General features: G+C 68.0%; 20 protein-coding genes. 16 read left to right on the top strand and 4 right to left on the bottom strand.

Features of this window, described 5'->3' with window-relative positions; genetic code table 11:
* Window positions 1-95 precede the first annotated feature (95 nt).
* The 16 genes from FAZ98_RS15995 to FAZ98_RS15920 all read left to right on the top strand — a co-directional run bounded on the left by FAZ98_RS15995 (window position 96) and on the right by FAZ98_RS15920 (window position 18,998).
* The gene (locus FAZ98_RS15995) at window positions 96-1,529 is read left to right on the top strand and encodes an FAD-binding oxidoreductase (RefSeq protein ID WP_158952296.1); all 1,434 of its coding nucleotides are present in this window, start codon (window positions 96-98) and stop codon (window positions 1,527-1,529) included.
* A gap of 65 nt (window positions 1,530-1,594) precedes the next feature.
* The gene (locus FAZ98_RS15990; protein ID WP_158952295.1) at window positions 1,595-2,572 is read left to right on the top strand and encodes a sugar ABC transporter substrate-binding protein; all 978 of its coding nucleotides are present in this window, start codon (window positions 1,595-1,597) and stop codon (window positions 2,570-2,572) included.
* A 67-nt stretch (window positions 2,573-2,639) separates the two neighbouring features.
* The gene (locus FAZ98_RS15985; RefSeq protein WP_158952294.1) at window positions 2,640-4,205 is read left to right on the top strand and encodes a sugar ABC transporter ATP-binding protein; all 1,566 of its coding nucleotides are present in this window, start codon (window positions 2,640-2,642) and stop codon (window positions 4,203-4,205) included.
* Window positions 4,206-4,257: 52 nt separating this feature from the next.
* Window positions 4,258-5,262: an ABC transporter permease gene (locus tag FAZ98_RS15980; RefSeq protein WP_158952293.1), complete on the top strand. Its 1,005-nt coding sequence runs from the start codon at window positions 4,258-4,260 to the stop codon at window positions 5,260-5,262.
* A gap of 99 nt (window positions 5,263-5,361) precedes the next feature.
* On the top strand, window positions 5,362-6,219 hold the full coding sequence (locus FAZ98_RS15975) for an SIS domain-containing protein (RefSeq protein WP_158952292.1): 858 nt from the start codon (window positions 5,362-5,364) through the stop codon (window positions 6,217-6,219).
* A gap of 414 nt (window positions 6,220-6,633) precedes the next feature.
* Window positions 6,634-8,208, top strand: a complete 1,575-nt coding sequence (locus tag FAZ98_RS15970; RefSeq protein ID WP_158952291.1) for a rhodanese-like domain-containing protein — start codon at window positions 6,634-6,636, stop codon at window positions 8,206-8,208.
* A 226-nt stretch (window positions 8,209-8,434) separates the two neighbouring features.
* Entirely contained in the window at window positions 8,435-10,339 is a 1,905-nt protein-coding gene (gene atzF / locus FAZ98_RS15965; RefSeq protein ID WP_158952290.1) for an allophanate hydrolase, read from the top strand.
* A gap of 82 nt (window positions 10,340-10,421) precedes the next feature.
* Complete coding sequence (locus FAZ98_RS15960) at window positions 10,422-11,519, top strand: BMP family ABC transporter substrate-binding protein (protein WP_158952289.1); 1,098 nt, start codon at window positions 10,422-10,424, stop codon at window positions 11,517-11,519.
* Window positions 11,520-11,578: 59 nt separating this feature from the next.
* The gene (locus FAZ98_RS15955; RefSeq protein WP_158952288.1) at window positions 11,579-12,712 is read left to right on the top strand and encodes an ABC transporter permease; all 1,134 of its coding nucleotides are present in this window, start codon (window positions 11,579-11,581) and stop codon (window positions 12,710-12,712) included.
* On the top strand, window positions 12,705-13,631 hold the full coding sequence (locus FAZ98_RS15950) for an ABC transporter permease (RefSeq protein WP_158952287.1): 927 nt from the start codon (window positions 12,705-12,707) through the stop codon (window positions 13,629-13,631). The genes FAZ98_RS15955 and FAZ98_RS15950 overlap by 8 nt, the downstream gene beginning before the upstream one ends.
* 51 nt (window positions 13,632-13,682) lie before the next feature.
* On the top strand, window positions 13,683-14,375 hold the full coding sequence (gene biuH, locus FAZ98_RS15945; protein WP_158952286.1) for a biuret amidohydrolase: 693 nt from the start codon (window positions 13,683-13,685) through the stop codon (window positions 14,373-14,375).
* Window positions 14,376-14,377: 2 nt separating this feature from the next.
* Complete coding sequence (locus FAZ98_RS15940) at window positions 14,378-16,012, top strand: ABC transporter ATP-binding protein (protein WP_158952285.1); 1,635 nt, start codon at window positions 14,378-14,380, stop codon at window positions 16,010-16,012.
* 3 nt (window positions 16,013-16,015) lie between these two features.
* Complete coding sequence (locus FAZ98_RS15935; protein WP_158952284.1) at window positions 16,016-17,014, top strand: formamidase; 999 nt, start codon at window positions 16,016-16,018, stop codon at window positions 17,012-17,014.
* 6 nt (window positions 17,015-17,020) lie between these two features.
* Entirely contained in the window at window positions 17,021-17,689 is a 669-nt protein-coding gene (locus FAZ98_RS15930) for a cysteine hydrolase family protein (RefSeq protein ID WP_158952283.1), read from the top strand.
* Window positions 17,686-18,150, top strand: a complete 465-nt coding sequence (gene hpxZ / locus FAZ98_RS15925; RefSeq protein ID WP_158952282.1) for an oxalurate catabolism protein HpxZ — start codon at window positions 17,686-17,688, stop codon at window positions 18,148-18,150. The genes FAZ98_RS15930 and hpxZ overlap by 4 nt, the downstream gene beginning before the upstream one ends.
* Before the next feature lie 161 nt (window positions 18,151-18,311).
* Window positions 18,312-18,998, top strand: a complete 687-nt coding sequence (locus FAZ98_RS15920) for a GntR family transcriptional regulator (RefSeq protein ID WP_158953939.1) — start codon at window positions 18,312-18,314, stop codon at window positions 18,996-18,998.
* Between the two features lie 55 nt (window positions 18,999-19,053).
* Here FAZ98_RS15920 and FAZ98_RS15915 read toward each other — a convergent pair whose 3' ends face one another.
* The 4 genes from FAZ98_RS15915 to FAZ98_RS15900 form a co-directional block, all read right to left on the bottom strand.
* Window positions 19,054-20,361: an MFS transporter gene (locus FAZ98_RS15915; protein WP_158952281.1), complete on the bottom strand. Its 1,308-nt coding sequence runs from the start codon at window positions 20,359-20,361 to the stop codon at window positions 19,054-19,056.
* 127 nt (window positions 20,362-20,488) lie between these two features.
* Window positions 20,489-21,340 carry an NAD(P)-dependent oxidoreductase gene (locus tag FAZ98_RS15910; protein WP_158952280.1) on the bottom strand — a complete coding sequence of 284 codons (852 nt, stop codon included), beginning with the start codon at window positions 21,338-21,340 and terminating at the stop codon, window positions 20,489-20,491.
* Window positions 21,341-21,359: 19 nt separating this feature from the next.
* The gene (locus FAZ98_RS15905) at window positions 21,360-22,361 is read right to left on the bottom strand and encodes a transketolase family protein (RefSeq protein WP_158952279.1); all 1,002 of its coding nucleotides are present in this window, start codon (window positions 22,359-22,361) and stop codon (window positions 21,360-21,362) included.
* Window positions 22,358-23,245: a transketolase gene (locus tag FAZ98_RS15900; RefSeq protein WP_158953937.1), complete on the bottom strand. Its 888-nt coding sequence runs from the start codon at window positions 23,243-23,245 to the stop codon at window positions 22,358-22,360. Before FAZ98_RS15900 ends, FAZ98_RS15905 begins: the two co-directional genes overlap by 4 nt.
* Between the last annotated feature and the right edge of the window lie 103 nt (window positions 23,246-23,348).

The following is a 23,348-nucleotide window of genomic DNA, read 5'->3' as shown; positions in this document are numbered from 1 at the left end:
TGCAAATATAATGGCAGCAACACTATAGTTTATGTTGTGATGCACACGTTGCCGATGACGCAGCGCGCATCGCCGGAGAGCAGGAGAGACACCCCATGCAAGAGAAGGCCGAACAGGCTCGGAGCGAAGTTGTGGTCGCCGCGTTGCGCGAGGCGCTGGGGCCGGCCGTGGTCAGCTTGCCCGCCGATTTCGCGGGCCGCCGCCACGCCGATTCCAGCCGCATGCCGTGCGCGGAACCCATCGCGCTGCTACGTCCGCGCACCACCGAGCAGGTTTCCACGGCGCTGCGCATTTGCCACGCACACCAGCAGAGCGTGGTGACGCAGGGCGGCCTGACCGGTCTCGCGGGCGGCGCGTGCATGCTGGGCGGCGAGGTGGCGCTGAGTCTCGAACTCATGAACGCGATCGAGGAGATCGATCCGGTCAGCGCGACCATGACGGTGCAGGCGGGCGTGCCGCTGCAAGCCGTGCAGGAAGCCGCCGATGCCGCGGGCTTCATGTTTCCGCTCGATCTGGGCGCGCGCGGCAGCGCGACCGTCGGCGGCAATCTCGGCACCAACGCGGGCGGCAATCGCGTGATTCGCTACGGCATGATGCGCGAGCAGGCGCTCGACGTCGAAGCCGTGCTGGCGGACGGCAGCGTGGTCGGCGGCCTGCGCAAGATGATCAAGAACAACACGGGCTACGACCTGAAAGACCTGCTGATCGGCAGCGAAGGCACGCTCGGCGTGATGACGCGCGCCGTGCTGCGGCTGCGTCCGAAACCGCGTGCCGTGTCCACGGCCTGGTGCGGGTTGCCCGACTACGAGAGCGTGACCACGCTGCTGCGGCTCGCGCAGGAACGCTTGCCCGCGGGCGTTTCCGCGTTCGAAGTGATGTGGCCCGGCTACTACGACTTCGTGCTCGCCACCCTGACCGAGTTGCGCGCGCCGCTCGCGGGCCGCCACGCGTTCTACGTGCTGCTCGAAAGCAGCGGCGCGGACCCCGAAGGCCAGGCCGCCGTGTTCGAAAGTTTCCTCGGCGAGATGCTCGAAAGCGGCACGCTCGACGACGCCGCGCTCGCGGCCAACGAGTCGCACGCGGCCGCGTTCTGGGCCATTCGCGACGCGCCCGGCGAGTACGGCCGCTTTCTGCCCGGACGCGTGTCGTTCGACGTGAGTTTTGCGGTCGCGCAGGTGGGCGTGGCGGCGCAGCATTGCGAAGCGCGCCTGCGCGAGCAGTTTCCCGACGCCCGCATCCTGATCTACGGCCATCTCGGCGACGGCAATCTGCACATCGTCGTACAGGAGCCGGACTGGCCCGCGAGCGCGAGCGCCGAAGTCAAGCGCATCGTCTATGGCGTGACCGGCGAACTGAACGGCTCCGTTTCCGCCGAGCACGGTATCGGCACCAAAAAACTCGAAGTGCTCGCGCTCTCGCGCACGCCGGCGGAACTCGCGGCCATGCGCGCGGTGAAAGCGGCGCTGGACCCGCGCGGCATCCTGAATCCGGGAAAGATATTCGTTTCGTCATCCGAACGAAGTAGCTGAAGTAAATAACCAGCGCGCCCGCCGCGCCGATTCATTACGTGACACACCTACAAAAAGGAGGAGACATGTCGCGTCTCATGCAGAAACTGCTTTGCGCCGCCACGTTTGCCGCAGCCGGCATCCTGGCCACGAGTCCCGCGTTCGCTGCCGACAAGATGAAGGTCGGGATTTCGATGAAGGTGCTCAACGCGCCGTACTTCGCCGCCGCGATGGAGTCGGCGAAGGCGCGCGCCACGGAAATGGGCGCGGACGTGATCGTGTCCGACGCGCAGGGCAAGATGGGCAAGCAGATTTCCGACGTGGAAGACCTCGTCACGCGCGGCGTGAAAGTGCTGCTGATCGATCCCGCCGACCCCGAAGCGCTGGTGGGCGCGGTGAACGCCGCGAGCGCGGCGGGCGTGAAGGTCGTGGTGTTCGACAGCACGCTCAACGAGAAGGCCAATTACCTCACGCTGGTGCAGTCGTCGAATAGCCAGAACGGCGCGCTGGTGGGCCGCTGGGTTGTCGACAACCTGGGCGACAAGCCGCTGAAGATCGCGCTGCTCTCGGGCGAAAAGGGCAATCCGGTCGGCAAGGAACGCCGCGACGGCGTGCTCGCGGGCATCGTCGAGGCGCAGCTGGAAAAGACCGGCAAGTCCAACATTCAGATCGTCGGTCAAGGCTGGGGCAACTGGTCCGACGAAGGCGGCCTGAAGGCGATGGAAGACCTGCTGGTGGCCAACAAGGACATCAACATGGTGCTGAGCGAAAACGACAGCATGCTGCTCGGCGCGCGCCGCGCGATCCAGAGCGCGAACCGCGACGGCATCACGCTCGTTGCGGCCGCCGACGGCCAGAAGGAAGCGCTCGCGCTCATCAAGCAGGGCAAGTACGGCGTGACGGCGCTCAACGACCCGGCGCTGGTCGCGCGCACGGCGGTGGATATCGGCATGAAGGCGGCGAAGGGCCAGGCCGTCAACGTGCCGAAGGTGACCTTCACGCCGCCGGTCGCCATTTCGAAGAGCAACGTCGACAAGTACTACAACCCGAAGGCGATTTTCTAAACGCGCTTTCGTCGTATGCGCGCGTTCCGGGCATTGCCCGGGCGCGCGTCCGAGTGGAGACAGTGCAATGATTCCGTTCATCGCCCTAACGGGCATCGACAAGCGATTCGGCGGCATTCACGCGATCGAGAACATCGACTTCGATGTGCGCAGCGGCGAAGTCCACGCGCTCGTCGGCGAAAACGGCGCGGGTAAGTCGACGCTCATGCGCGTGATAGGCGGCGGCCATCAGCCGGACGCGGGCGCGATCAGCGTGCAGGGGCAGCCCATGGTGCTGCGCAATCCGCACGCGGCGCTGGCCGAAGGCATTGCCGTGATTCATCAGGAAACGGCGCTCGCCCCCGACCTTTCGGTGGCCGAGAACGTGTTTCTGGGCGCGTTGCCGGCTGTGATCGACTGGCGCGGCCTGCGCGCGAGGGCGCGCGCGTTGATCGAGAGTCTCGGTTTCGATATCGACCCGGCCGCGCTGGTGGGCACGCTTTCGGCCGCGCAGTGCCAGGTGATCGAGATCGCCAAGGCGCTCTCGGGCGAACTCAAGCTGCTCGTGCTCGACGAACCCACGGCGGCGCTCGCGCCTTCGGACGCGGACCGCCTGCTCGAGATCGTGCGTTCGCTGCGCGCGCGGGGCGTTGGCATCGTCTATATCTCGCACCGGCTCGAAGAGGTGTTCGCGATCGCGGACCGCATCACGGTGCTCAAGGACGGCCGGCGCGTCGACACGGTCACGCCCGCGGAGATCACGCGCGACGAGCTGATCCGCAAGATGGTCGGACGCCCGCTCGCCGTGCTGTTTCCCGAGCGCCACGCGAGCGCTGGCGAGGTCGTGCTGAAGGTCAGCGATCTCGCGCGCGGCGAGGCGGTGCGCGGCGTGTCGTTCGAATTGCGCGCGGGCGAAGTGGTGGGACTCGGCGGTCTGATCGGTTCGGGGCGCACCGAAGTCGCGCGGCTGATCTTCGGCGCGGATCGCGCGGAGGCGGGCAGCATCGAACTCAAGGGCAAGCGTTTGAACGTGCGCTCGCCGATGGCGGCCGTGCGCGCGGGCATCGGCCTCGTGCCCGAGGATCGCAAGGGGCAGGGCGCGGTGCTGTCGATGCCGATCCGTATCAACGCGACGCTGGCTTCGCTCAAGTCGGTGAGCGCGCCGGGCGGCTTTCTCGCGTTCGGCCGCGAACGCGGCTACGTCAAGCAATTGATGGACGCGCTGCGCATCAAGGCGCGCTCGATGGACGCCGACGTTTCGACGCTCTCGGGCGGCAATCAGCAGAAGGTCGTGCTCGCCAAGTGGTTTCACGCCGACGGCGATCTCATCATCCTCGACGAACCCACGCGCGGCGTGGACGTGGGCGCGAAAGTCGAAATCTACACGCTTATCAACCAGCTCGCGGAGCGCGGCAAGGCGGTGCTCGTGATCTCGTCCGAGCATCAGGAATTGATGGGCTTGTGCGACCGCATCATGGTGATGGGCGAGGGCCGTATTCGCGGCGAACTCCGGCCCGGCGAGTACAGCGAAGAGGCGATTCTCGCGCTCTCGCTGCGGCGCGATCCCGGCGAAACCCATGGCGATCCGCATGTTCCGCAGGACGCCGCCGCGCAAGGCAGCACGCGCGACGCCAGCACGCTCATTCACGGTTGACGCCCGGGCGGCGCGTTAACCCAGACCGCTTTTATCGATTGGAGACACCCACATGAATCCCAGCGCCGCGACCCCGAATGCGCGCACGCGCCAGTCCAGCAGCTTGCAGCAGGTCTGGCAGAGCGCGCGCCGCTTCAATACGGTCGCCATTCTTCTCGTGCTCGTCATCGCGGCGTCGTTCATCTCCGATGACTTCTTTTCCGCGCCCAATCTCGCCAACATCACGCGCCAGGTCGCGGGCGTGGGCATCATGTCGGTCGGCATGCTGCTGGTGGTGCTGACGGGCGGCATCGATCTTTCGGTCGGCTCCGTGGCGGCGCTCGGCAGCGTGCTCTCGGCCATGCTGATTCCCGACCACGGGCTCGTATTCGCCCTCGTGGCGGCGCTCGTGACGGGCGGCGTGTGCGGTCTCGTCTCGGGCGTGCTGGTGGCGTTCTGCCGCCTCACGCCGTTCGTGGTCACACTGGCGATGATGACGGTGGCGCGCGGCATTGCCATGATCGTTTCGAACGGCTCGCCCATTCTCGTCGACGACGCGGGCCAGGCGCTGCTCGACTTCGGCCGCCACAGCTATCTCGGCATTCCCGGCCCGACGCTCGTGATGCTGATCGTGTTCGTGGCGGGTGGCGTCGCGCTCGGCCGCATGCGCGCGGGCCGCGTGGTGCGCGCGATCGGTTCGAATGAAGAAGCGGTGCGCCTCTCGGGCGTGCCGGTGGCGCGGCACATTCTGGGCACCTATGTGTGCTCGGGCGTGCTGGCGTCGCTCGCGGGCATCATCTCCACGGCGCGGGCGAGCGTGGGCGCGCCCACCGTGGGCGTGGGCGACGAGCTCACGGTGATCGCGGCCGTGGTGATTGGCGGCGCGAGTCTCGCGGGCGGCAAGGGTGGCGTGCTCAACACGCTCATGGGCGTGCTGATACTCGGCGTGATCGGCAACATCATGAATCTCGCGAGCGTGCCGGGCTATCACCAGCAGGTGGTGATGGGCGCGATCATCGTCGCGGCGGTGCTGATGCAGCAAGGCGCGGGCTTCTGGCGGCGCTGGATATTCCGCTAAACTTCCCTTTTTGGCGCGCTTTCGTGCGGTTTGCCCGCACGGCGCGCCGCGCCGTCCGGCTTCCGCTTCGCGCCTGTACGACCAGCAAGGAACTCCCGCGTGCCCGATTACAACATCTTCGAAGTGATTGACCGCGCCCGGCCCAATCTGCGGCGCGGCAGCCGTCAGGTCGCCGACTACGTGATGGAGCACGTTCACTCTATCGCCGAAATCAGCCTCTCCGAACTCGCGAGTCTCGCGCAGGTGAGCGAGCCCACGGTGCTGCGGTTTTGCGCGACGATCGGCTGCAACGGTTTCAAGGACTTCAAGATTCGCGCGGTGCAGAGCCTCGCGCTCGGCGCGCCCGCCACGCATTCCGTGCTGTCCGGCGCGGACACGCCCGAAACCGTGGCCACGAAGATCTTCGACTACACCATCACGAGCCTCGACTGGGCGCGCAAGAAGCTCGACTTTGAAGCGGTCGGGCGCGCGGTGGATCTGCTGGCGGCGGCGTCGCGCATTGAATTTTTCGGCTTCGGCGCCTCGGGTATCGTGGCGCAGGACGCGCAGCAGAAGTTTCCGCTGTTCGGCGTGCCGTGCATCGCGCATCAGGACTCGCATCAGCAGTTCATTGCCGCTTCCATGCTCAAGACCGGCGACGCCGTGGTGGCGATCTCCAACACCGGGGCCACGCGTTCGCTTATCGAGGTGGCGCGCACGGCGAAGGAGCGCGGCGCGCACGTGGTGGTGATCACCGGTTCGCACGGGCCGCTCACGCGGTATTGCGACGTGGCCGTGGTGGCCGAGACGCTGGAAAACACCGACGTCTACACGCCCACGACCTCGCGGCTCGCGGCGCTCGTGATCGTGGATATTCTCTCCACGAGCGTGGCGCTGCGAAAGGGCGAGGCGCATGCGCGCGACGTGCAGGACATGAAGCGCCATCTCGCCGACATGCGAACCTCGGGCGTGATCTGAATTTTCCTCGATAACGAGCGATAACGAGCGCTCGCGCGGCGGCGAGCGTTTCGTCGTTTTAGTTAGCGATACGAATCAATGCGAGCGCCGGGCGGAAAGCGCGAGGGGGCGAGCTCACCTGGCGTTCGATCCGCGCTCGCGCGCAAAGTCCGATCTCTCGATCAGCAAGCCGACAACAATGAGCCATTGATGCCGATGGCAAAACACGGCGTCGCGCCAGCCGCGCGCCACATCGCACATCCAGGCATAAGGTTATGCGGGATTCGTGGTTCGGACCGGGCCGCCGCGCGCCTACTATCACGGCACGCAGCCGATTCCCGCACCGCGCGCGACCCGGCCGCGTCCCCATACCGCGCCATCGGCGACTACACCATCAACGGGCAACCGCCGCCCATCGACTACGGATATTGAGGCATGCCCACGGCTATCACGGCTCACACGCTCAAGGGCTGGTTGCGCGACGGCGAGGAAATCGGCCTGTTCGACGTGCGCGAACACGGCCAGTACGGCGAAGGCCATCTGTTTTTCGCGGTGCCGCTGCCGTACAGCGTGCTCGAACGCGAGATCGGGCGCCTCGCGCCGAACCGGCGCGCGCGGCTCGTCGTTTATGACGATGGCGAGCAGCTCGCGGCGCAGGTCGCGCAACGGCTCGAAGCGCTCGGCTACACGGCCGTGCACGTGCTCGAAGGCGGCACGCGCGGCTGGCGCGACGCGGGCTTCCGGCTGTTCAAAGGCGTCAACGTGCCGTCCAAGGCGTTCGGCGAACTCGTCGAGCAGATCGCGCACACGCCGCACGTGACGGCGGCGACGCTGGTGGCGTGGCAGCGCGCGGAGCGTGCGCCCGTCGTGCTCGACGGCCGCCCGTTCGGCGAATACCGGACGATGAACATTCCGGGCGCGGCGTGTTGCCCGAACGGCGAACTGGCGTATCGCATCGACGCCATCGTGCCGGACCCGCGAACGCCCATCGTCATCAACTGCGCGGGGCGCACGCGCAGCATCGTCGGCGCGCAGACGCTGCGGCATCTGGGCATCGCGAATCCCGTCTACGCGCTCGAAAACGGCACGCAAGGCTGGTATCTCGCCGACTTCGCGCTGGAGCACGGCACCACGCGCCGCTATCCGGCCGAAGTGCGCGCGAGCGCGTCGCGCGTGGAAGCGGCCCGCGCGTTGGCCACGCGCGCGGGCGTGGCATGGGTGAGCGCCGATGTCGTGCGCGCCTGGGCCGCGGCGGGCGAGCGCACCGTCTCGCTCTGCGACGTGCGCACGCCCGAAGAATTCGCGGCGGGCAGCTTGCCCGGCGCGCAGCACGCGCCCGGCGGCCAGTTGCAGCAGGCGACGGATCAATACCTCGGCGTGCGGGGCGCGCGCGTGGTGCTGTTCGACGACGACGGCATTCGCGCGCCGGTCACCGCGAGCTGGCTGCGGCAACTGGGTCACGAGGCGTTCGTGCTCGAAGGCGGCTTGCGGAGCGGTCTCGCGCTGCACGATGCGCCGGTGGCCGAGCCGCCGCCGCTCGCGTTCATCGACGCGCCCACGCTGGCCGAACGTCTCGCGCACGGCCAGGCGCTCGTGGTCGATCTGCGCGCGAGCGCGGCGTGGCTCGAGGCGCACGTGCCGGGCAGCGTGTGGTCGGTGCGGCCGCGGCTGGCGGCGTTGCTCGCGCAAGCCGCGCAACGGGGCGTGCAACGCGTGACCTTCGTCGCCGACGACGCGCGCCTCGCGGCATGGGCCGTCGCCGATCTGCCCGCGCCGGGCGACATGGCGTTCAGCGTGCTCGAAGGCGGCTTCGCGGCGTGGCGCGCGTGGGGTGGCCGCGAGGCTTCCGGCGCGACGCTGACGCCCGAGGCGCGTATCGACTTCCTGTTCTTCACGCACGATCGCCATGCCGGCAACAAGGCGGCGGCGCGCCAGTACCTGCAGTGGGAAGTCGACCTGCTGGCGCAACTCGACGAGGACGAACGCGGCGTGTTCCGGCCGCTGAGCTGAGCTGAGCCGGGCCGCGCGGGCGGGCGTGCACTGGCAACGTGAATCGCTGCACCGTCCGGCAACGTGAAACGGCCCACGATGGCGCGCGGCCCGCGTCGCGATTCACGGCGAAAGCCGCTGCCCGATCGGCGGCGAAGCCCGCCGCGACGGGCATTCGACGCGGGTTCGAGCGCGTCTGGCATGGATGCTGCATAGCGGGTTCCATCTTGTATTCAAGATTGAACTCATGCCACGCACCGAATTGTTGAAGGTCCGCGCGCTGCTCGACGCCTATCGCCGGGGCGAAACCACGCCGCGCGACGTCGTTGCGACCGTGCTGCAACGTCTGGCGGTCACGCATCGTCCCGAAGCGTGGATCCTGCGCGTGCCCGACGCCGCGCTCGTCACGCGCGCCGCGCAACTCGAAGCGCAGCTCGCCGAGGAAGGTCCGGCGCTGCTCGCGCGGCTGCCGTTGTTCGGCGTGCCGTTCGCGGTCAAAGACAATGTCGATGTCGCGGGCCTGCCGACCACGGCCGCGTGCCCCGCGTTCGCCTATACGCCCGACGAAACCGCCTTCGCGGTGGCGCGTTTGCTGGAGGCGGGCGCGATTCTCGTCGGCAAGACCAATCTCGACCAGTTCGCGACCGGCCTCGTCGGCGCGCGCTCGCCGTACGGCGCGGTGCGCCAGATCGAGCGCGACGAGTACGTGTCCGGCGGTTCCAGCTCGGGCTCGGCGATCGCGGTCGCGGCGGGCATCGTGGCGTTTTCGCTGGGCACCGACACGGCGGGTTCGGGCCGCGTGCCGGCGGGCTTCAACGGGCTCGTGGGCCTCAAGCCGTCGCTCGGTCTCGTGAGCAAGCGCGGCGTGGTGCCCGCGTGCCGCACGCTCGACACGCTCTCCGTGTTCGCGCACGACGTGGCCGACGCGTGGACCGTGCTCGAACGCCTCGCCGCGTTCGACGCGCAGGACGGCTACGCGAAGCCGCTCGTCTCGCGCGGCTTGCAGCACGCGCCGTTGCGCCTCGCCGTGCCCGACACGCTCACGTTTTTCGGCGACGGCCACGCGGCCGATGCCTTCGCCGCCACGCTCGACGCCATCGCGGCGCAACTCGGGCTCACGCCTTCGACCTTTGCGTTCGCGCCGTTGCAGCAGGTCGCGGCGCTGCTCTACGACGGCCCGTGGGTGGCGGAGCGGCGCGCCGCGCTCGGCGACTTCTTCGAGACGCATCGCGCCGATCTCGACCCGACCGTGGCGAAGGTGATCGGCCAGGCGGCGCGCTTCGACGCCGCCGCGGCCTTCGACGGCCAGTACGCGCTCGCGCGCCTGAAGCGCGAGGCCGAGGCGCTGTTCGAGCACGCCGACGTGCTGATCGTGCCGACCACGCCCACGCATCCGACGCTCGCGGAGGTGCAGGCGAATCCGGTGGAAGCGAACAGCCGCCTGGGCGTGTACACCAACTTCGTCAATCTGCTCGACTGGTGCGCGCTCGCCGTGCCGGGCGTGCCGCGCGCCGACGGCTTGCCCGCGGGCGTCACGCTGATCGCGCGCGCGGGCGCCGACCAGCAGCTCGCCGTGCTCGGCGCGCGCATTCAGGCGTGCTTCGACGCCAGCGCAAACTCTCGTGCCGCCGAAACCATCGCCGCGCAGCCGTTGCCGTTGCAGGAACCCGCCGTCACGCTCGCCGTGGTCGGGGCGCATCTGCGCGGCGAGCCGCTGAACTGGCAACTGCTGCAGGCGGGCGCGCGCTTTCTCGAAGCGACGACCACGGCGCCGCATTACCGCCTCTATGCGCTCGCGGGCACCGCGCCGCCGAAGCCCGGCCTCGTGCGCGTGGCGGGCAGGGAGGGCGAGGCAGGCGAGGCCATCGACATCGAACTCTGGGAAGTGCCGCTGCGCACCTTCGGCGCGTTCGTGGCCGCCGTGCCCGCGCCGCTCGCGATCGGCTCGCTCGACACGTTTGACGGGCGCACGGTGAAGGGCTTCGTCTGCGAGCCGTCCGCCGTGGCGGCGGGCGCGGGCGCCGTCGACATCACCGCGTATGGCGGCTGGCGTGCTTACCTGGCGCACCACGTGGCGCACCGCGTCGCGGCGCCGGTTGTGCCCCCGGTTGCGTCCCGCGAGACGCAACCGGAGCCGCCACCGCTCGCCTGACGCGCTCGATCCGCACTTCTCGCAATCCCGAAACGCAGTGAAACCCGAACGCAGTGAACGACACCCTCAAGGAATCCACACCATGACGCAACGCCGCGACTTCATCAAACAGGCCGGCGCGCTCGCGCTCGGCAGCCTGCTGCCGCTCGAAAGCGTATTCGCCGCCGACAAGCTGACCGTTGGCGTGATCTACGTCGGCTCGAAGGGCGATTACGGCTACAACCAGGCGCAGGCGCAGGCCGCGGCGGTCATCAAGACACTGCCCAACGTGAAGGTGGTCGAGGAAGAGAACGTGCCGGAAACGGTCGCGGTGCAAAAGTCGATGGAAGCGATGATCGAGCAGGACGGCGCGACGCTGATCTTCGCGACCTCGTTCGGTTACTTCGATCCGCACGTGCTGAAGATGGCGGCGAAGTATCCGAAGATCCGTTTCGCGCATTGCGGCGGCCTCTGGAAGCAGGGCAATCCGCCCAACATCGCGAGCTACTTCGGCTATATCGACGAATGCCAGTACCTGAACGGCGTGGTCGCGGGCCACATGAGCAAGAGCAAGAAGCTCGGCTTCGTGGCCGCCAAGCCCATCCCGCAGGTGCTGCGCAACATCAACGCGTTCACGCTGGGCGCGCAGTCGGTCGATCCGTCGATCACCACGCACGTGATTTTCACGGGCGACTGGTCGATGCCGGTCAAGGAAGCCGAGGCGACCAACGGTCTCGTCGATCAGGGCTGCGACGTGCTGACCTGCCACGTGGACGGCCCGAAGGTCGTGATCGAAACGGCGGAGAAGCGCGGCGCGATGAGCTGCGGTTATCACGCGAGCCAGGCCGCGCTGGCGCCCAAAGGTTATCTCACCGGCGCCGAATGGGACTGGGCGACGCCGTACAAGACGCTCGTGGCCGACGCGCAGGCGGGCAAGCCGCAGCCGAACATTCTGCGCGGCGGCCTCAAGGAAGGCTTCGTGAAGATGTCGCCGTATGGCGCGAAGGTCACGCCCGACGCGAAGAAGCACGCCGACGCGATCAAGGCGCAGATGATGGCCGGCCAGTTCGTGATCTTCAAGGGACCGTTGAAGGACAACAAGGGCGGCACGGCGATCGCGGCGGGCACGAGCTACGCGCAGACCGACATCACGCTCGAAAGCATGAACTACCTCGTCGCGGGCGTCGTCGGCCAGATCTGACCGCCGCCCGTGGTTCGCGCGACCACGCCGTGATTCGCGCCCCCTCGCAAGGAGACATCATGCGCGCTCGCGCTTCCTCGCCGACGTCGGCCGCCGCCGCCCGCCTGCTGACCGGCGCGCTGCCCGCCGTGCCGACGCTCGCGGCGATCGTCGGCACGTTGCTGCTGTTTTCGCTGTTCCTGCTGATCCAGCGGCAACCGGCCGGCGACGCGATCGTGCTGATCGCACAGGGCGCGTTCGGCTCGTCGTTCGCCTGGCAGAGCACCTTGCTGCGCGCCGCGCCGCTGATGCTCACCGCGTTGTGCGTGGCGCTGCCCGCGCAGGTCGGGCTGATCGTGATCGGCGGCGAGGGCGCGCTCGCGCTCGGCGGTCTCGCCGCGGCCGTCTTGCCGCAACTGCTGCCGGCCGCCACGCCGTGGTTCGTCGCCACGCCGCTCATGGCGGTGGCCGGCATGCTCGTGGGCGGCGCGTGGATCGGCGCGGTGGGCGCGTTGCGGCAGTGGCGCGGCGTGAACGAGACGATCAGTTCGCTGCTGATGTCGTATATCGCCATCGCCGTGTTCAAGTTTCTCGTGGAAGGGCCGTTGCGCGATCCCGCGAGCCTGAACAAGCCGTCCACGCCCGCGTTGCCCGACGCGTTTTCGATCGGCTCGCTGCCGGGGCTCGAAGTGCACTGGGGCCTGTTCTGGGGCGCGCTCGCGTGCGTGGCGGCGTGGGTGTTCGTGCGTCACAGCACCCGCGGCTTCGCGATGCGCGTGACCGGCGGCAACGCGCGCGCCGCGCGGCTCGTCGGTTTGCCGGTGAATGCGCTGGCGCTGACCGCGTGCGTGCTGGGCGGCGCGGCCGCGGGCCTCGCGGGCATGTTCGAGGTGGCGGCGGTGCAGGGCAGCGCGAACGCCTCGCTGCTCGCGGGTTACGGCTACGCGGGCATTCTGGTCGCGTTCGCGGCGCGCCAGAATCCGCTCGCGATCGTCGTGTGCGCGCTGATGATCGGCGGGATCGAGGCGAGCGGCAGCCTGCTGCAACGCCGTCTCGATCTGCCCGACGCGACCACGCTCGTGCTGCAAGGTCTCCTGTTCGCGAATCTGCTCGCGTGGGAAGCGCTGGGCGGACGCCTCGCCGCGTGGCGCGTGAAGCTGCAAGCCGCCGCGCAAGCCGAAGTCAATGCTGCGCTGGAGCAAACTCATGCTTGATCTGCACTCGCCGTTCGCCGTGCTGATGCTCTCGCTGATCGCGGGCGCCATCCGCGTGAGCACGCCGTATCTGTTCGTGAGTCTCGGCGAATGTCTGACCGAGAAGGGCGGCCGCGTGAATCTCGGCCTCGAAGGCATTCTGGTGACGGGCGCGATGAGCGGCTACGCGGGCGCGTACCTGACCGGCTCGCCGTGGGCGGGCGTGCTGATCGCCGGCGGCGCGGGCCTGCTGCTCGGCGGTCTGCACGGGCTGATCTGCTCGCTGCCGCGCGTCTCGGACATCGCGTTCGGCATCGCGCTGATGCTGTTCGGCACCGGCCTCGCGTTCTATCTGGGCAAGCCGTTCATCGAGCCGCAGGCGCCCATGCTGCGCTCGTTCGACTTCGGCGCGTGGAGCGCGTCGCCGCAACTGCACAACGCGCTGCACGTGAACCCGCTGTTTCTGATCGGCGTGGCGCTCGCGTTCGTCCTGCAATGGGGACTGCGCTCGACGCGCTGGGGCATGACGCTGCGCCTCGTGGGCGAAAACGCGGAGAGCGCGCGGGCGATGGGCTACGCCGTCACGCGCGTGCGCATTATCGCCACTGCCGTGGGCGGCTTCTTCGCGGGCGTGGGCGGCGCGTATCTGTCGCTCGTGTATCCGGGCAGCTGGAACGAAGGGCTGTCGAGCGGCCAGGGGCTGATGGCGGTCGCGCTCGTGATCTTCGCGCGCTGGCAGCCGCTGCGCTGCTTGTGGGCGGCGCTGCTGTTCGGCGCGGCGGGCGCGCTCGGTCCGGCGTTGCAGGCGATCGGCGTGACGAGCGGCTATTACCTCTTCAACGCCGCGCCCTACGTGCTGACGCTCGCGATCATGATCGTCAATTGCCGGCCGGACCGCACGCTCGCGGGCGCGCCCGGCGAATTGAGCCTCACGCGCTGACCGCTTCCCTTACCCGCGCCTTCGCATCCATCCGTCTCACTGGAGACCGACATGACCCGTTTTATCGACGCCCGCCCTTATCCGTGGCCCTACGACGGCGCGCTGCGCGCCGACAACACCGCGCTCGTCATCATCGACATGCAGACCGACTTCTGCGGCATCGGCGGCTATGTCGACAAGATGGGCTACGACCTTTCGCTCACGCGCGCGCCGATCGAGCCGATCCAGCGCGTGCTCGCCACGATGCGCGCGCAAGGCTTCACGATCATTCACACGCGCGAGGGGCATCGGCCCGATCTCTCCGATCTGCCCGCGAACAAGCGCTGGCGCAGCCGCCGCGCGGGCACGGACGGTATCGGTATCGGCGACGACGGCCCGTGCGGCAAGATTCTCGTGCGCGGCGAACCGGGCTGGGAAATCATCGACGACCTCGCGCCGCTGGCGGGCGAGATCGTCATCGACAAACCGGGCAAGGGCTCGTTCTGCGCGACCGATCTCGAACTCGTGCTGCGCACGCGCGGCATCGTCAATCTGGTGCTCACGGGCATCACCACGGACGTCTGTGTGCACACGACGATGCGCGAGGCGAACGACCGCGGCTTCGAATGCACGATACTCGCCGACTGCTGCGGCGCGACCGACAAGGGCAATCACGACGCGGCGCTGAACATGGTGCTGATGCAAGGCGGCGTGTTCGGCACGGTGTCGGATTCGCACGCGCTGCTCGCGACGCTCGGACGCTGATCATGTCCACGCTCGCCAGCATGAAACCCCTGCCGTCCCGCGGCGGCGCGCTCGGCATCGAGGTGCTCGGCGCGAGCAAGCGCTTCGGCGCGTTTCGCGCGCTCGAGGACGTCACGCTCAAGGTGCGCCCGGGCACCGTGCACGCGCTGCTCGGCGAAAACGGCGCGGGCAAGAGCACGCTCGTGAAAGGTCTCGTGGGCTACGGCCTGCTCGACGGCGGCCAGCTCGTCGCCGACGGGCGCGAGGTGCGCATCGCCTCGCCGCGCGACGCGCAGGCGCTCGGCATCGGCATGGTTTATCAGCACTTCACGCTGGCGGCGGGTTTGTCGGTGGAGGAGAACCTGCTGCTCGCGCGTGGCAGCCTGCCGTGGAAAGTCGATTGGGATGCCGAACGAAATGCGCTCGACGCGTTCATGCGCGGCATGCCGTTCCGCCTGCCGCTCGACGCGCCGGTTTCGGGTCTCGCGGCCGGTGAAAAGCAGAAGCTCGAAATTCTCAAGCAGCTGTATCTGCGTCAGCGGCTGCTGATCCTCGACGAACCCACTTCGGTGCTGACGCCGCAGGAGGCCGACGAAGTGCTCGGCCTGATGCGCGATCTGGCCACGCGCGGCGAACTGACCGTGCTGATGATCACGCACAAGTTCCGCGAAGTGATGGCGTATGCCGACGACGTCACGGTGCTGCGCAAAGGGCGTCTGGTGGGCAGTTGCGCCGTGCGCGACACCGACCGCGACCGGTTGGCGACGTGGATGATGGGCGGCGACAGCAGCGCCGACGCGCGCGCCACGGCCGGCATCGACGCGCAACGCGCCGCCCGCAAGCCGCTCGCCGCCAACGCGCCGGTCGCGCTCGAACTCGCGAAGCTCACGGTGGTGGACGATCGCGGCCATGCGGCGGTGCGCGAGGCGTCGCTGGCGGTGCGCAGCGGGGAAATTCTCGGGCTGGCGGGCGTATCGGGCAACGGCCAGAAGGAACTGGTCGAGGCGCTGGTCGGCCAGCGCCGCGTGCAGTCGGGCGCGATGCGCGTGAAGGGCGAGGCGTACCGCGCCACGCGCGAGGCCATGACGCGTTTGTCGGTGTTCGCGTTGCCCGAGGAACCGCTGCGCAACGCGTGCGTGGCGGCAATGAGCGTGGCCGAAAACCTCGCGTTGCGCGACTTCGATCGCGCGCCGTTGCGCGCGGGCGGCTGGCGGCTGAACCGCCGCGCGTTGCGCGAGCGCGCGAGGCAACGCATCGCCGAGTTCAACGTGCGGCCGCCGCTGCCCGAACGCGCGATCGGCACGCTCTCGGGCGGCAACGTGCAGCGCGCCGTGCTCGCGCGCGAACTGGGGCAAGCCGTCGATGTGCTGATCGTCGCCAATCCGGTGTTCGGACTCGACTTCGCCTCGGTGGCCGACATTCACGCGCGCCTTCTCGCCGCGCGCGACGCGGGCGCCGCCGTGCTGCTGGTGAGCGAAGACCTCGACGAATTGCTGGAGCTGGCCGACCGCATCGCCGTGATCGCGGAAGGGCGGCTCGTGTTCGAAACCGCCGTGGAAAACGCCGACCGCGTGGTGCTCGGGCGCCACATGGCCGGCCACGGCGACGATCGTCAACCCGAAGCGGCGGTGCCTGCCGCCGCCTTTCATGGAGCCTGAACGATGAGTTCGAGTGGACTCGGCGGATTGAACCGCTCGCCCGCGGGCGTGGTGATCGGCCTCGTGCAGTTGCAGAACCCCGACGTGGAAACGCCCGCGCAACTCGCGGCGCAAACGCAGCGCATCGTCGAGCTGGTCGGCAAGGCGCGGCGCAACAACGCGGCCATGGATCTCGTGGTGTTTCCCGAGTACGCGCTGCACGGCCTTTCCATGCGTACCGACGACGCGATCCTGTGCTCGCTCGACGGACCCGAAGTGGCCGCGTTCAAGGCCGCGTGCGTGGCGTATCGCATCTGGGGCGGCTTTTCGATCATGGAGCGCAACCCGCACGGCAATCCGTACAACAGCGGCCTCATCATCGACGACACCGGCGAGATCCGGCTCTATTACCGCAAGCTGCATCCCTGGGTGCCGGTCGAGCCGTGGGAGCCGGGCAATCTGGGCGTGCCCGTGTGCGTGGGCCCGCGCGGCGTGAAGCTCGGGCTCATCATTTGCCACGACGGCATGTTTCCGGAGATGGCGCGCGAAGCCGCGTACAAGGGCGCGGAAGTGATCCTGCGCACGGCGGGCTATACGGCGCCCATTCGCCACGCGTGGCGCATCACCAATCAGTCGAATGCGTTCCAGAATCTCGCGCAAACCGCGAGCGTGTGCCTGTGCGGCAGCGACGGCACGTTCGACTCGATGGGCGAGGGCATGTTCTGCGATTTCGACGGCACGGTGATGGTGGACGGCAGCCATCGCCCCGACGAAATCATTGCCTGCGAAATGCGGCCCGACCTCGTGCGCGAAGCGCGCGCGCATTGGGGCGTGGAGAACAACATCTATCAGCTCGGCCATCGCGGCTACGTGGCCGTGAAGGGCGGCGCGCGGGACTGCCCGTACACCTTCATGCAGGACATGGTGCGCGGCGCGTATCGTGTGCCATGGGAAAGCGAGGTGCGCGTGACCGACGGCACCGCGTGCGGCTTCCCCGCGCCCGAACGCGACTACGAGGGGTGATCGATCATGCCGAGGGTTGCTGACGCGCTGCCGTCTCCTTTTACCTACGAGGCTTCGAAAACGGCGCTCGTGGTGATCGACATGCAGCGCGATTTCATCGAGCCGGGCGGTTTTGGTGCGGCGCTCGGCAACGATGTGTCGTTGCTGGGCGGCATCGTGCCCGACGTCGCGCGGCTGTTGCGGCACGCGCGCGAGCGCGGCTGGTTCGTGGTGCATACGCGCGAATCGCATGCGGCGGACTTGTCGGATTGCCCGCCCGCGAAGCGCTTGCGCGGCCAGCCCAGCGCACGCATTGGCGACGCCGGTCCAATGGGCCGTATTCTCGTGCGCGGCGAGCCGGGCAACGCGATCGTGGCTGCGCTCGCGCCGGTCGCGGGCGAACTCGTGATCGACAAACCGGGCAAGGGCGCGTTCCACGCAACCCGGCTCGGCGAGGAACTCGCCACGCGCGGCATCACGCATCTCGTGTTCGCGGGTGTTACGACCGAGGTGTGCGTGCAGACGTCGATGCGCGAGGCGAACGACCGGGGTTACGATTGCCTCGTGATCGAAGACGCCACGGCGAGCTATATTCCCGCGTTCAAGGACGCGACGCTCGCGATGATCCGCTCGCAAGGCGGCATCGTGGGGTGGACCGCGAGTCTTGCGCAACTTCTGGAGTCCGAATCAACATGACGCTGCCCTGTTCTCCGCGCGAGATCGACGATCCGGCCATTGTCGCCGAAGTGCGCGCCGCATTCGAAGCCTACGAACGCGCGCTGATCGACAACGACGTAGCCGCCATGAATGTGCTGTTCTGGGACGCGCCCGAAACCGTGCGCTACGGCATTGCCGAAATCCAGCATGGCGGCGCGGCCATTCGTGCGTGGCGCGAATCGTGCGCGCCGGTGCCGAAGTCGCGCAAGCGGCATCGCACGGTCGTGACCACGTTCGGCCGCGACTACGCGACCGTGAGCACCGAATTCACCAGCGACGCCACGCCGTTGGTGGGCCGCCAGATGCAGACGTGGGCGCGGCTCGGTACGCCCGATGCCGCATTCGGCGGCTGGGTCGTCGTGGCGGCGCATGTGAGTCTGATCGACGCGCCGGATGCCGTGGCGGCATACGCGCAGGCGGCAGGCGCGAGCGGCGCTTGAGTCGCGCCGGACACGCCAGCGCACGCAGGAGAACGGCCATCGAACCCAAACGGCAAACCGACGCGAACCCGCCTGAACCGGAGGCGCTGGACAACGCAGCGGAAAACGCAGCGGAAAACGCAGCGGAAAACGCAGCCGAAGACGCGAGCGCGGCGAAGGTCGTGTACGGCGCGAATCCGCTGGCGGAGCAGGTGTATCTGCAACTCAAGCACGCTATCTTCGACTTTCGGCTGTTTCCCGGCGACCGCTTTTCGGAAACCGACATCGCGCAACACTACGGCGTCTCGCGCACGCCCATGCGCGACGCGTTGTTTCGTCTGTTGCGCGAAGGTTACCTGGAAGTGGGCTTCCGGCGTGGCTGGAAAGTGTGCGATATCGACTTCGACCGGCTCGATCAGCTCTACGACTTGCGCATCGTGCTGGAACTCGCCGCCATCGAACGCGTGGCCAGCGCGGGGCCGCCGCATCGCGCCATCGAGGCACTCAAGGCGATCTGGCGCGTCGCGCCCGAACTGCGCGAGAGCGACCCGGCGCGGATGTTCCGGCTCGACGAAGGCTTTCATCGCGGCCTGGTCGAGGCCACCGGCAATGCGGAAATGCTGCGTGTCCACAACGAGGTGACGGAGCGTATCCGCATCGTGCGGCGGCTCGACTTTCTCAAGCCGCATCGCACGGACGCGACCTACGACGAGCACGCCACCATGCTCACGCTGATCGAGCGCGGCAAGCCCGCCGAGGCCGCCATCCTGCTACGCGCGCATGTCACGCAGAGCAAGCTCGAAGTGCGCAAGATCACGGTTTCGATGCTGGCGCAGGCGCGCCATAGCAAGCTGCCTTTTGTGAGTTGATCGTTACGCAGCGGGAATTCTCGCACTCGGGCGCTGCCAGCAATCCAACCGGAGCTTACGCGGCGAATCGGCGTTCCGTGCTGGCATGCGCCTTTTTCTTCTCGACGACGGCGGGCGCCGTTTCCTTCATCGCGAGGGCGCAACACGTGGAGACCACGCCGAGCGCCGAGAACATCAGCGCGGGCCCGATCCAGCCGAACGCGCCGAACATGCCTGTCGCGATCATGGGCAGCAGCCCCGCGATCAACGAAGCACCGTTGTACCCGAGCGAGATGCCCGACGAACGCACGTTGGCGGGAAACTGCTCGGAGAACCAGCTCGCCTCGACCGCGAAGATCGGGTCATGGCTCAGCAGCAGCGAGAGCGCCACGGCCACGATCACCATGATGATCGCGCCGGTGTTGATCAGCATGAACATCGGCACGCCGAACACGATCGTGAAGAGCGCGCCCAGCATGAACACGGGGCGGCGGCCGATCCGGTCGCTGAGCGCGCCGTAGAACAGGTGGCTCACGAGGCCGAGCGCCGAACCGATCAACGTGCCCCAAAGAATATGGTGCGTGCTGGAGACATGCGCGAGCGTCACGTACGAGAGCATGAAGCTCGTCGTGATGTAGTAGCCGCCCGTTTCCGCCATGCGCAAGCCGACGATGCGAAGAATGCTGCGCCAGTCGCTCTTGATGACTTCGAGCGCGGGTGCCTTCATCACTTTGTCCTCGGCCTTGACCGCTTCGAACTCCGGCGACTCCGCCACGCTCATGCGGATGAAGATGCCGATCGCGACCATCACGAACGACAGCAGGAACGGCGCACGCCACACCCAGTCGCCTTCGAAGATCGAGCCGGACAGCAGGAACGCGCCGTTCGCGAGCAGCAGGCCGAGCGGAATGCCCAGTTGCGGCACGGCGCCGAAGAAGCCGCGGCGCTTTTCGGGCGCGTGTTCGCAGGCCATCAGCACCGCGCCACCCCATTCGGCGCCGAAGCCGATGCCTTGCACCATCCGCAGGAGAATCAACAGGATCGGCGCGAGCACGCCCGCCTGCTGGTAGGTTGGCAGGGCGCCGATCAACACGGTCGCGCCGCCCATGGCCACGAGCGACCAGAACAGCACGGCCTTGCGGCCGAGGCGGTCGCCGTAGTGCCCGGCGAGATAGCCGCCGAGCGGGCGCATCAGAAAGCCGATCGCGAGCGTCGCGAACGCCGCCAGAATGCCGACGATCGGTTCAGTCGTGTGGAAAAAAATCTTGCCGAACCAGGCAGCGGCCGCGGTGCCGTAAATGAAGAAGTCGTAGCTCTCGACGGCCGAGCCGATCATCGATGCGACGGCGACCTTGGTGGCGCGTCCTTCGTGATGAGTATTCATGTGGTTTGTCTCCGTTGCTATGGTCGCCGTCCGCATGGCGGACGGCCCAATCGTGCCGCGCGTTCTTCGTGCGCTTTCGGCGATTGTTCACGACGACGACGCTTGCGCGCGTTTTCGTGGATTCGAGTTACGCCGAACGCCAGGTTTCGATCACGCGGCTGTCGTCGCGCAACGCGAGTCCCGCGTCGGCGGCGGCGTGATAGCGCGCATTGGCGATCGACAGCAGCGGGACGTCCGCGCCGCACGTTGCCGCGGCGTCGGCGACCAGATCGCTGTCTTTCACGAAGATGTTGATCGAGCTGGTCACGCTGACGTCGGTGCCTTGCAGCATGCGCGGGCCGCGGTCGGAGAGCATCCACGAGCCGGCCGCGCCTTTCTCGATCAGTTCGAGCACGGCGGCCGGGTCGAGCCCGAGCGAGCGCGCGAGATTGAGCGCTTCCGCCGCCGCGACGATATGGACCGAGCACAGATGCTGGTTGACGACCTTGATCGACTGGCCGTCGCCGAGCTTCGGGCCGACGTTGCGCACGCTGCCCATGGTGTCGAGCACGGGGCGCACGGCCGCGATATGCGCGGCTTCGCCCGAGGCGAAGATCACCAGCTCGCCCGTCTTTGCCCGCGCGGTGCCGCCCGTCACCGGCGCGTCCACGACCCGCGCGCCCGCCGCGACGAGGCGCTCGCCCTGTTCGCGCACGGCTTCGGGGCCGACCGTCGACATGATCACCCACGTTTGGCCCGCGACCTGCGCGGCCACGCTGTCGACGAGCGAAGCGAGCTGCTGCGGCGTGGCCACCATGGCCACCACGACCTCGGGGGCCGGCGCGGCGGCGAAACCGTCCACGGCGGCGAGCCCGCTGTCCTGCGCGAGTTCGCGCGCGCGGCTCGACAGATCCACGCCCGTCACCGCGTGGCCCGCGCCCTGGATGCGCAGCGCCATCGGCAGACCGATCGCGCCGATACCGATCACTGTTACGTTCATGATGATTGCGTCTCCTGGCTTACTTCAGCCACGTCTTGATGTTGTCGACGATGGAGGCCGTCGAAATACCGTAGCGGTCGTGCAGCGTCGGCAGCGCGCCGGCGTCGAGAAACTGGTCGGGCAGCGCGATCTGGCGGAATTCCGGCATCACGCGGTGGCGCACCAGCGCGCTCGTCACGGCGTCGCCGAGACCGCCGATCACGCTGTGGTTCTCCGCGACGATCACGAGACGGCCCGGCTTGCGGCATTGCTCGATGATGGTGGCTTCGTCGAGCGGCTTGATGGTGGGCACGTGCAGCACGGCCACGCTCGCCGAGCCGTCGTCGAGCGCCTGCGCCGCTTCGAGCGCGCGCATCGTCATGATGCCCGAGGAGATGATCAGCACGTCCGCGCCGTCGCGCAGCAGCTTCGCCTTGCCCAGTTCGAACTGGTAGTTGTAGTCGTCGAGCACGGCGGGCACCTTGCCGCGCAGCAGACGCATGTACACGGGGCCGTGGTGCGCGGCAATGGCCGCAACGGCCTGCTCCGTGTCGAGCGCGTCGCACGGGTCGATCACGGTCATGCCGGGAATCGCGCGCATCAGCGCGAGATCTTCGGTCGCCTGGTGGCTCGGACCATAGCCGGTCGTCAAGCCGGGCAGGGCGGCGCAGATCTTCACGTTGAGATTTTCCTCCGCGATGATCTGGTGGATGAAGTCATACGCGCGGCGCGTCGCGAACACGGCGTAGGTCGTCGCGAACGGAATGAAGCCTTCCTTCGCCATGCCGCCCGCCGCGCCCATCAGCAACTGCTCGGCCATGCCCATCTGGAAATGCCGCTCGGGAAACGCCTGGCCGAAGATGTGCAGGTCGGTGTACTTCGAGAGATCGGCGCTCATGCCGACGATGTTCGGGCGCTTCTCCGCCTCCGCCACGAGCGCGTGGCCGAACGGCGCGGGCCGCGTCTGCTGGCCTTCCGATGCGATCGACGCGATCATCGCCGAAGTCGTCAGGCGGGGTTTCTTGTCGATGACGGCGCTCATGCCGGGTCTCCTTGCTGGGCTTGACGATGGTTCTGGTCGAGCACGGCAATCGCCTGCTGCCATTCTTGCGCGTCGACGCGGATGAAGTGATTCTTTTCGCGCGTTTCGAGGAACGGCACGCCTTTGCCCATCAACGTGTCGAGCAGGATGACGCGCGGCTTCGCTTCCGTGAGCGCGCGGGCGCGATCGAACGCGGCGACGAGCGCGGGCAGGTCGTTGCCGTTCACACGCTCGACGTGCCAGCCGAACGCGGCCCATTTGTCCGCGAGCGGTTCGAAGCCGAGCACGTCGTGCGACGGGCCGTCGGCCTGCTGGCGGTTGATGTCGACCATCGTGATGAGATTGCCGAGACCGTGGTGCGCGGCGGACAGCGCGGCTTCCCACGTCGCGCCTTCGTCGAGTTCGCCGTCGGACATCGAGTTGTAGACGAAAGCCGGATTGCCCTTCAGACGCAGGCCGAGCGCCATGCCCACGGCGATCGTCAGGCCCTGGCCCAGCGAGCCGCCCGAGATTTCCATGCCGGGCGTGTAGGTGGCCATGCCCGACATCGGCAGGCGGCTGTCGTCGGAGCCGTAGGTTTCCAGCTCGTTTTCGGCGATCACGCCCGCTTCGATCAACGCGGCGTAGAGCGCGATGGCGTAGTGGCCGTGCGAGAGCAGAAAGCGGTCGCGGCCTTCCCACTCGGGGTCGGCGGGGCAGATGTTCATCGCGTGGCACCAGGCGACGGCGAGCGCGTCGGCGAGACCGAGCGCCTGGCCGATGTAGCCCTGGCCCTGAACTTCGCCCATGCGCAGCGCGAAGCGGCGGATGCGGTACGCGTGATCGGCAATGCGGGAGAGTTGCGCCGATGTCGAGCCGGCTTGCGGCTCGGCCTCCGTAATCATTGTCATGGCAGTTCCTGCGGAAACGGGAAAGATCCTCGACAACCCGTCATTGCCGCAGTTGTCTCCTGTTCAGCAATCGGACGGGTGTGGGAACGAGGTGGGC

This window comes from Paraburkholderia acidisoli (genome assembly GCF_009789675.1).
GTDB lineage: Bacteria > Pseudomonadota > Gammaproteobacteria > Burkholderiales > Burkholderiaceae > Paraburkholderia > Paraburkholderia acidisoli.
Note: the sequence above shows the minus strand (reverse complement) of the source record. Positions and strands in the feature narration are given on the sequence as shown.

Bases quoted from the DNA above. Each gene is read 5' to 3' on its own strand.
- FAZ98_RS15985 (WP_158952294.1), top strand. From the start codon at position 2,640: ATGATTCCGTTCATCGCCCTAACGGGCATCGACAAGCGATTCGGCGGC.
- FAZ98_RS15970 (WP_158952291.1), top strand. From the start codon at position 6,634: ATGCCCACGGCTATCACGGCTCACACGCTCAAGGGCTGGTTGCGCGAC.
- FAZ98_RS15900 (WP_158953937.1), bottom strand. From the start codon at position 23,245: ATGATTACGGAGGCCGAGCCGCAAGCCGGCTCGACATCGGCGCAACTC.
- FAZ98_RS15990 (WP_158952295.1), top strand. From the start codon at position 1,595: ATGTCGCGTCTCATGCAGAAACTGCTTTGCGCCGCCACGTTTGCCGCA.
- FAZ98_RS15905 (WP_158952279.1), bottom strand. From the start codon at position 22,361: ATGAGCGCCGTCATCGACAAGAAACCCCGCCTGACGACTTCGGCGATG.
- FAZ98_RS15940 (WP_158952285.1), top strand. From the start codon at position 14,378: ATGTCCACGCTCGCCAGCATGAAACCCCTGCCGTCCCGCGGCGGCGCG.
- FAZ98_RS15915 (WP_158952281.1), bottom strand. From the start codon at position 20,361: ATGAATACTCATCACGAAGGACGCGCCACCAAGGTCGCCGTCGCATCG.
- FAZ98_RS15930 (WP_158952283.1), top strand. From the start codon at position 17,021: ATGCCGAGGGTTGCTGACGCGCTGCCGTCTCCTTTTACCTACGAGGCT.
- FAZ98_RS15910 (WP_158952280.1), bottom strand. From the start codon at position 21,340: ATGAACGTAACAGTGATCGGTATCGGCGCGATCGGTCTGCCGATGGCG.
- FAZ98_RS15960 (WP_158952289.1), top strand. From the start codon at position 10,422: ATGACGCAACGCCGCGACTTCATCAAACAGGCCGGCGCGCTCGCGCTC.
- FAZ98_RS15950 (WP_158952287.1), top strand. From the start codon at position 12,705: ATGCTTGATCTGCACTCGCCGTTCGCCGTGCTGATGCTCTCGCTGATC.
- FAZ98_RS15955 (WP_158952288.1), top strand. From the start codon at position 11,579: ATGCGCGCTCGCGCTTCCTCGCCGACGTCGGCCGCCGCCGCCCGCCTG.
- hpxZ (WP_158952282.1), top strand. From the start codon at position 17,686: ATGACGCTGCCCTGTTCTCCGCGCGAGATCGACGATCCGGCCATTGTC.
- biuH (WP_158952286.1), top strand. From the start codon at position 13,683: ATGACCCGTTTTATCGACGCCCGCCCTTATCCGTGGCCCTACGACGGC.
- FAZ98_RS15995 (WP_158952296.1), top strand. From the start codon at position 96: ATGCAAGAGAAGGCCGAACAGGCTCGGAGCGAAGTTGTGGTCGCCGCG.
- atzF (WP_158952290.1), top strand. From the start codon at position 8,435: ATGCCACGCACCGAATTGTTGAAGGTCCGCGCGCTGCTCGACGCCTAT.
- FAZ98_RS15935 (WP_158952284.1), top strand. From the start codon at position 16,016: ATGAGTTCGAGTGGACTCGGCGGATTGAACCGCTCGCCCGCGGGCGTG.
- FAZ98_RS15980 (WP_158952293.1), top strand. From the start codon at position 4,258: ATGAATCCCAGCGCCGCGACCCCGAATGCGCGCACGCGCCAGTCCAGC.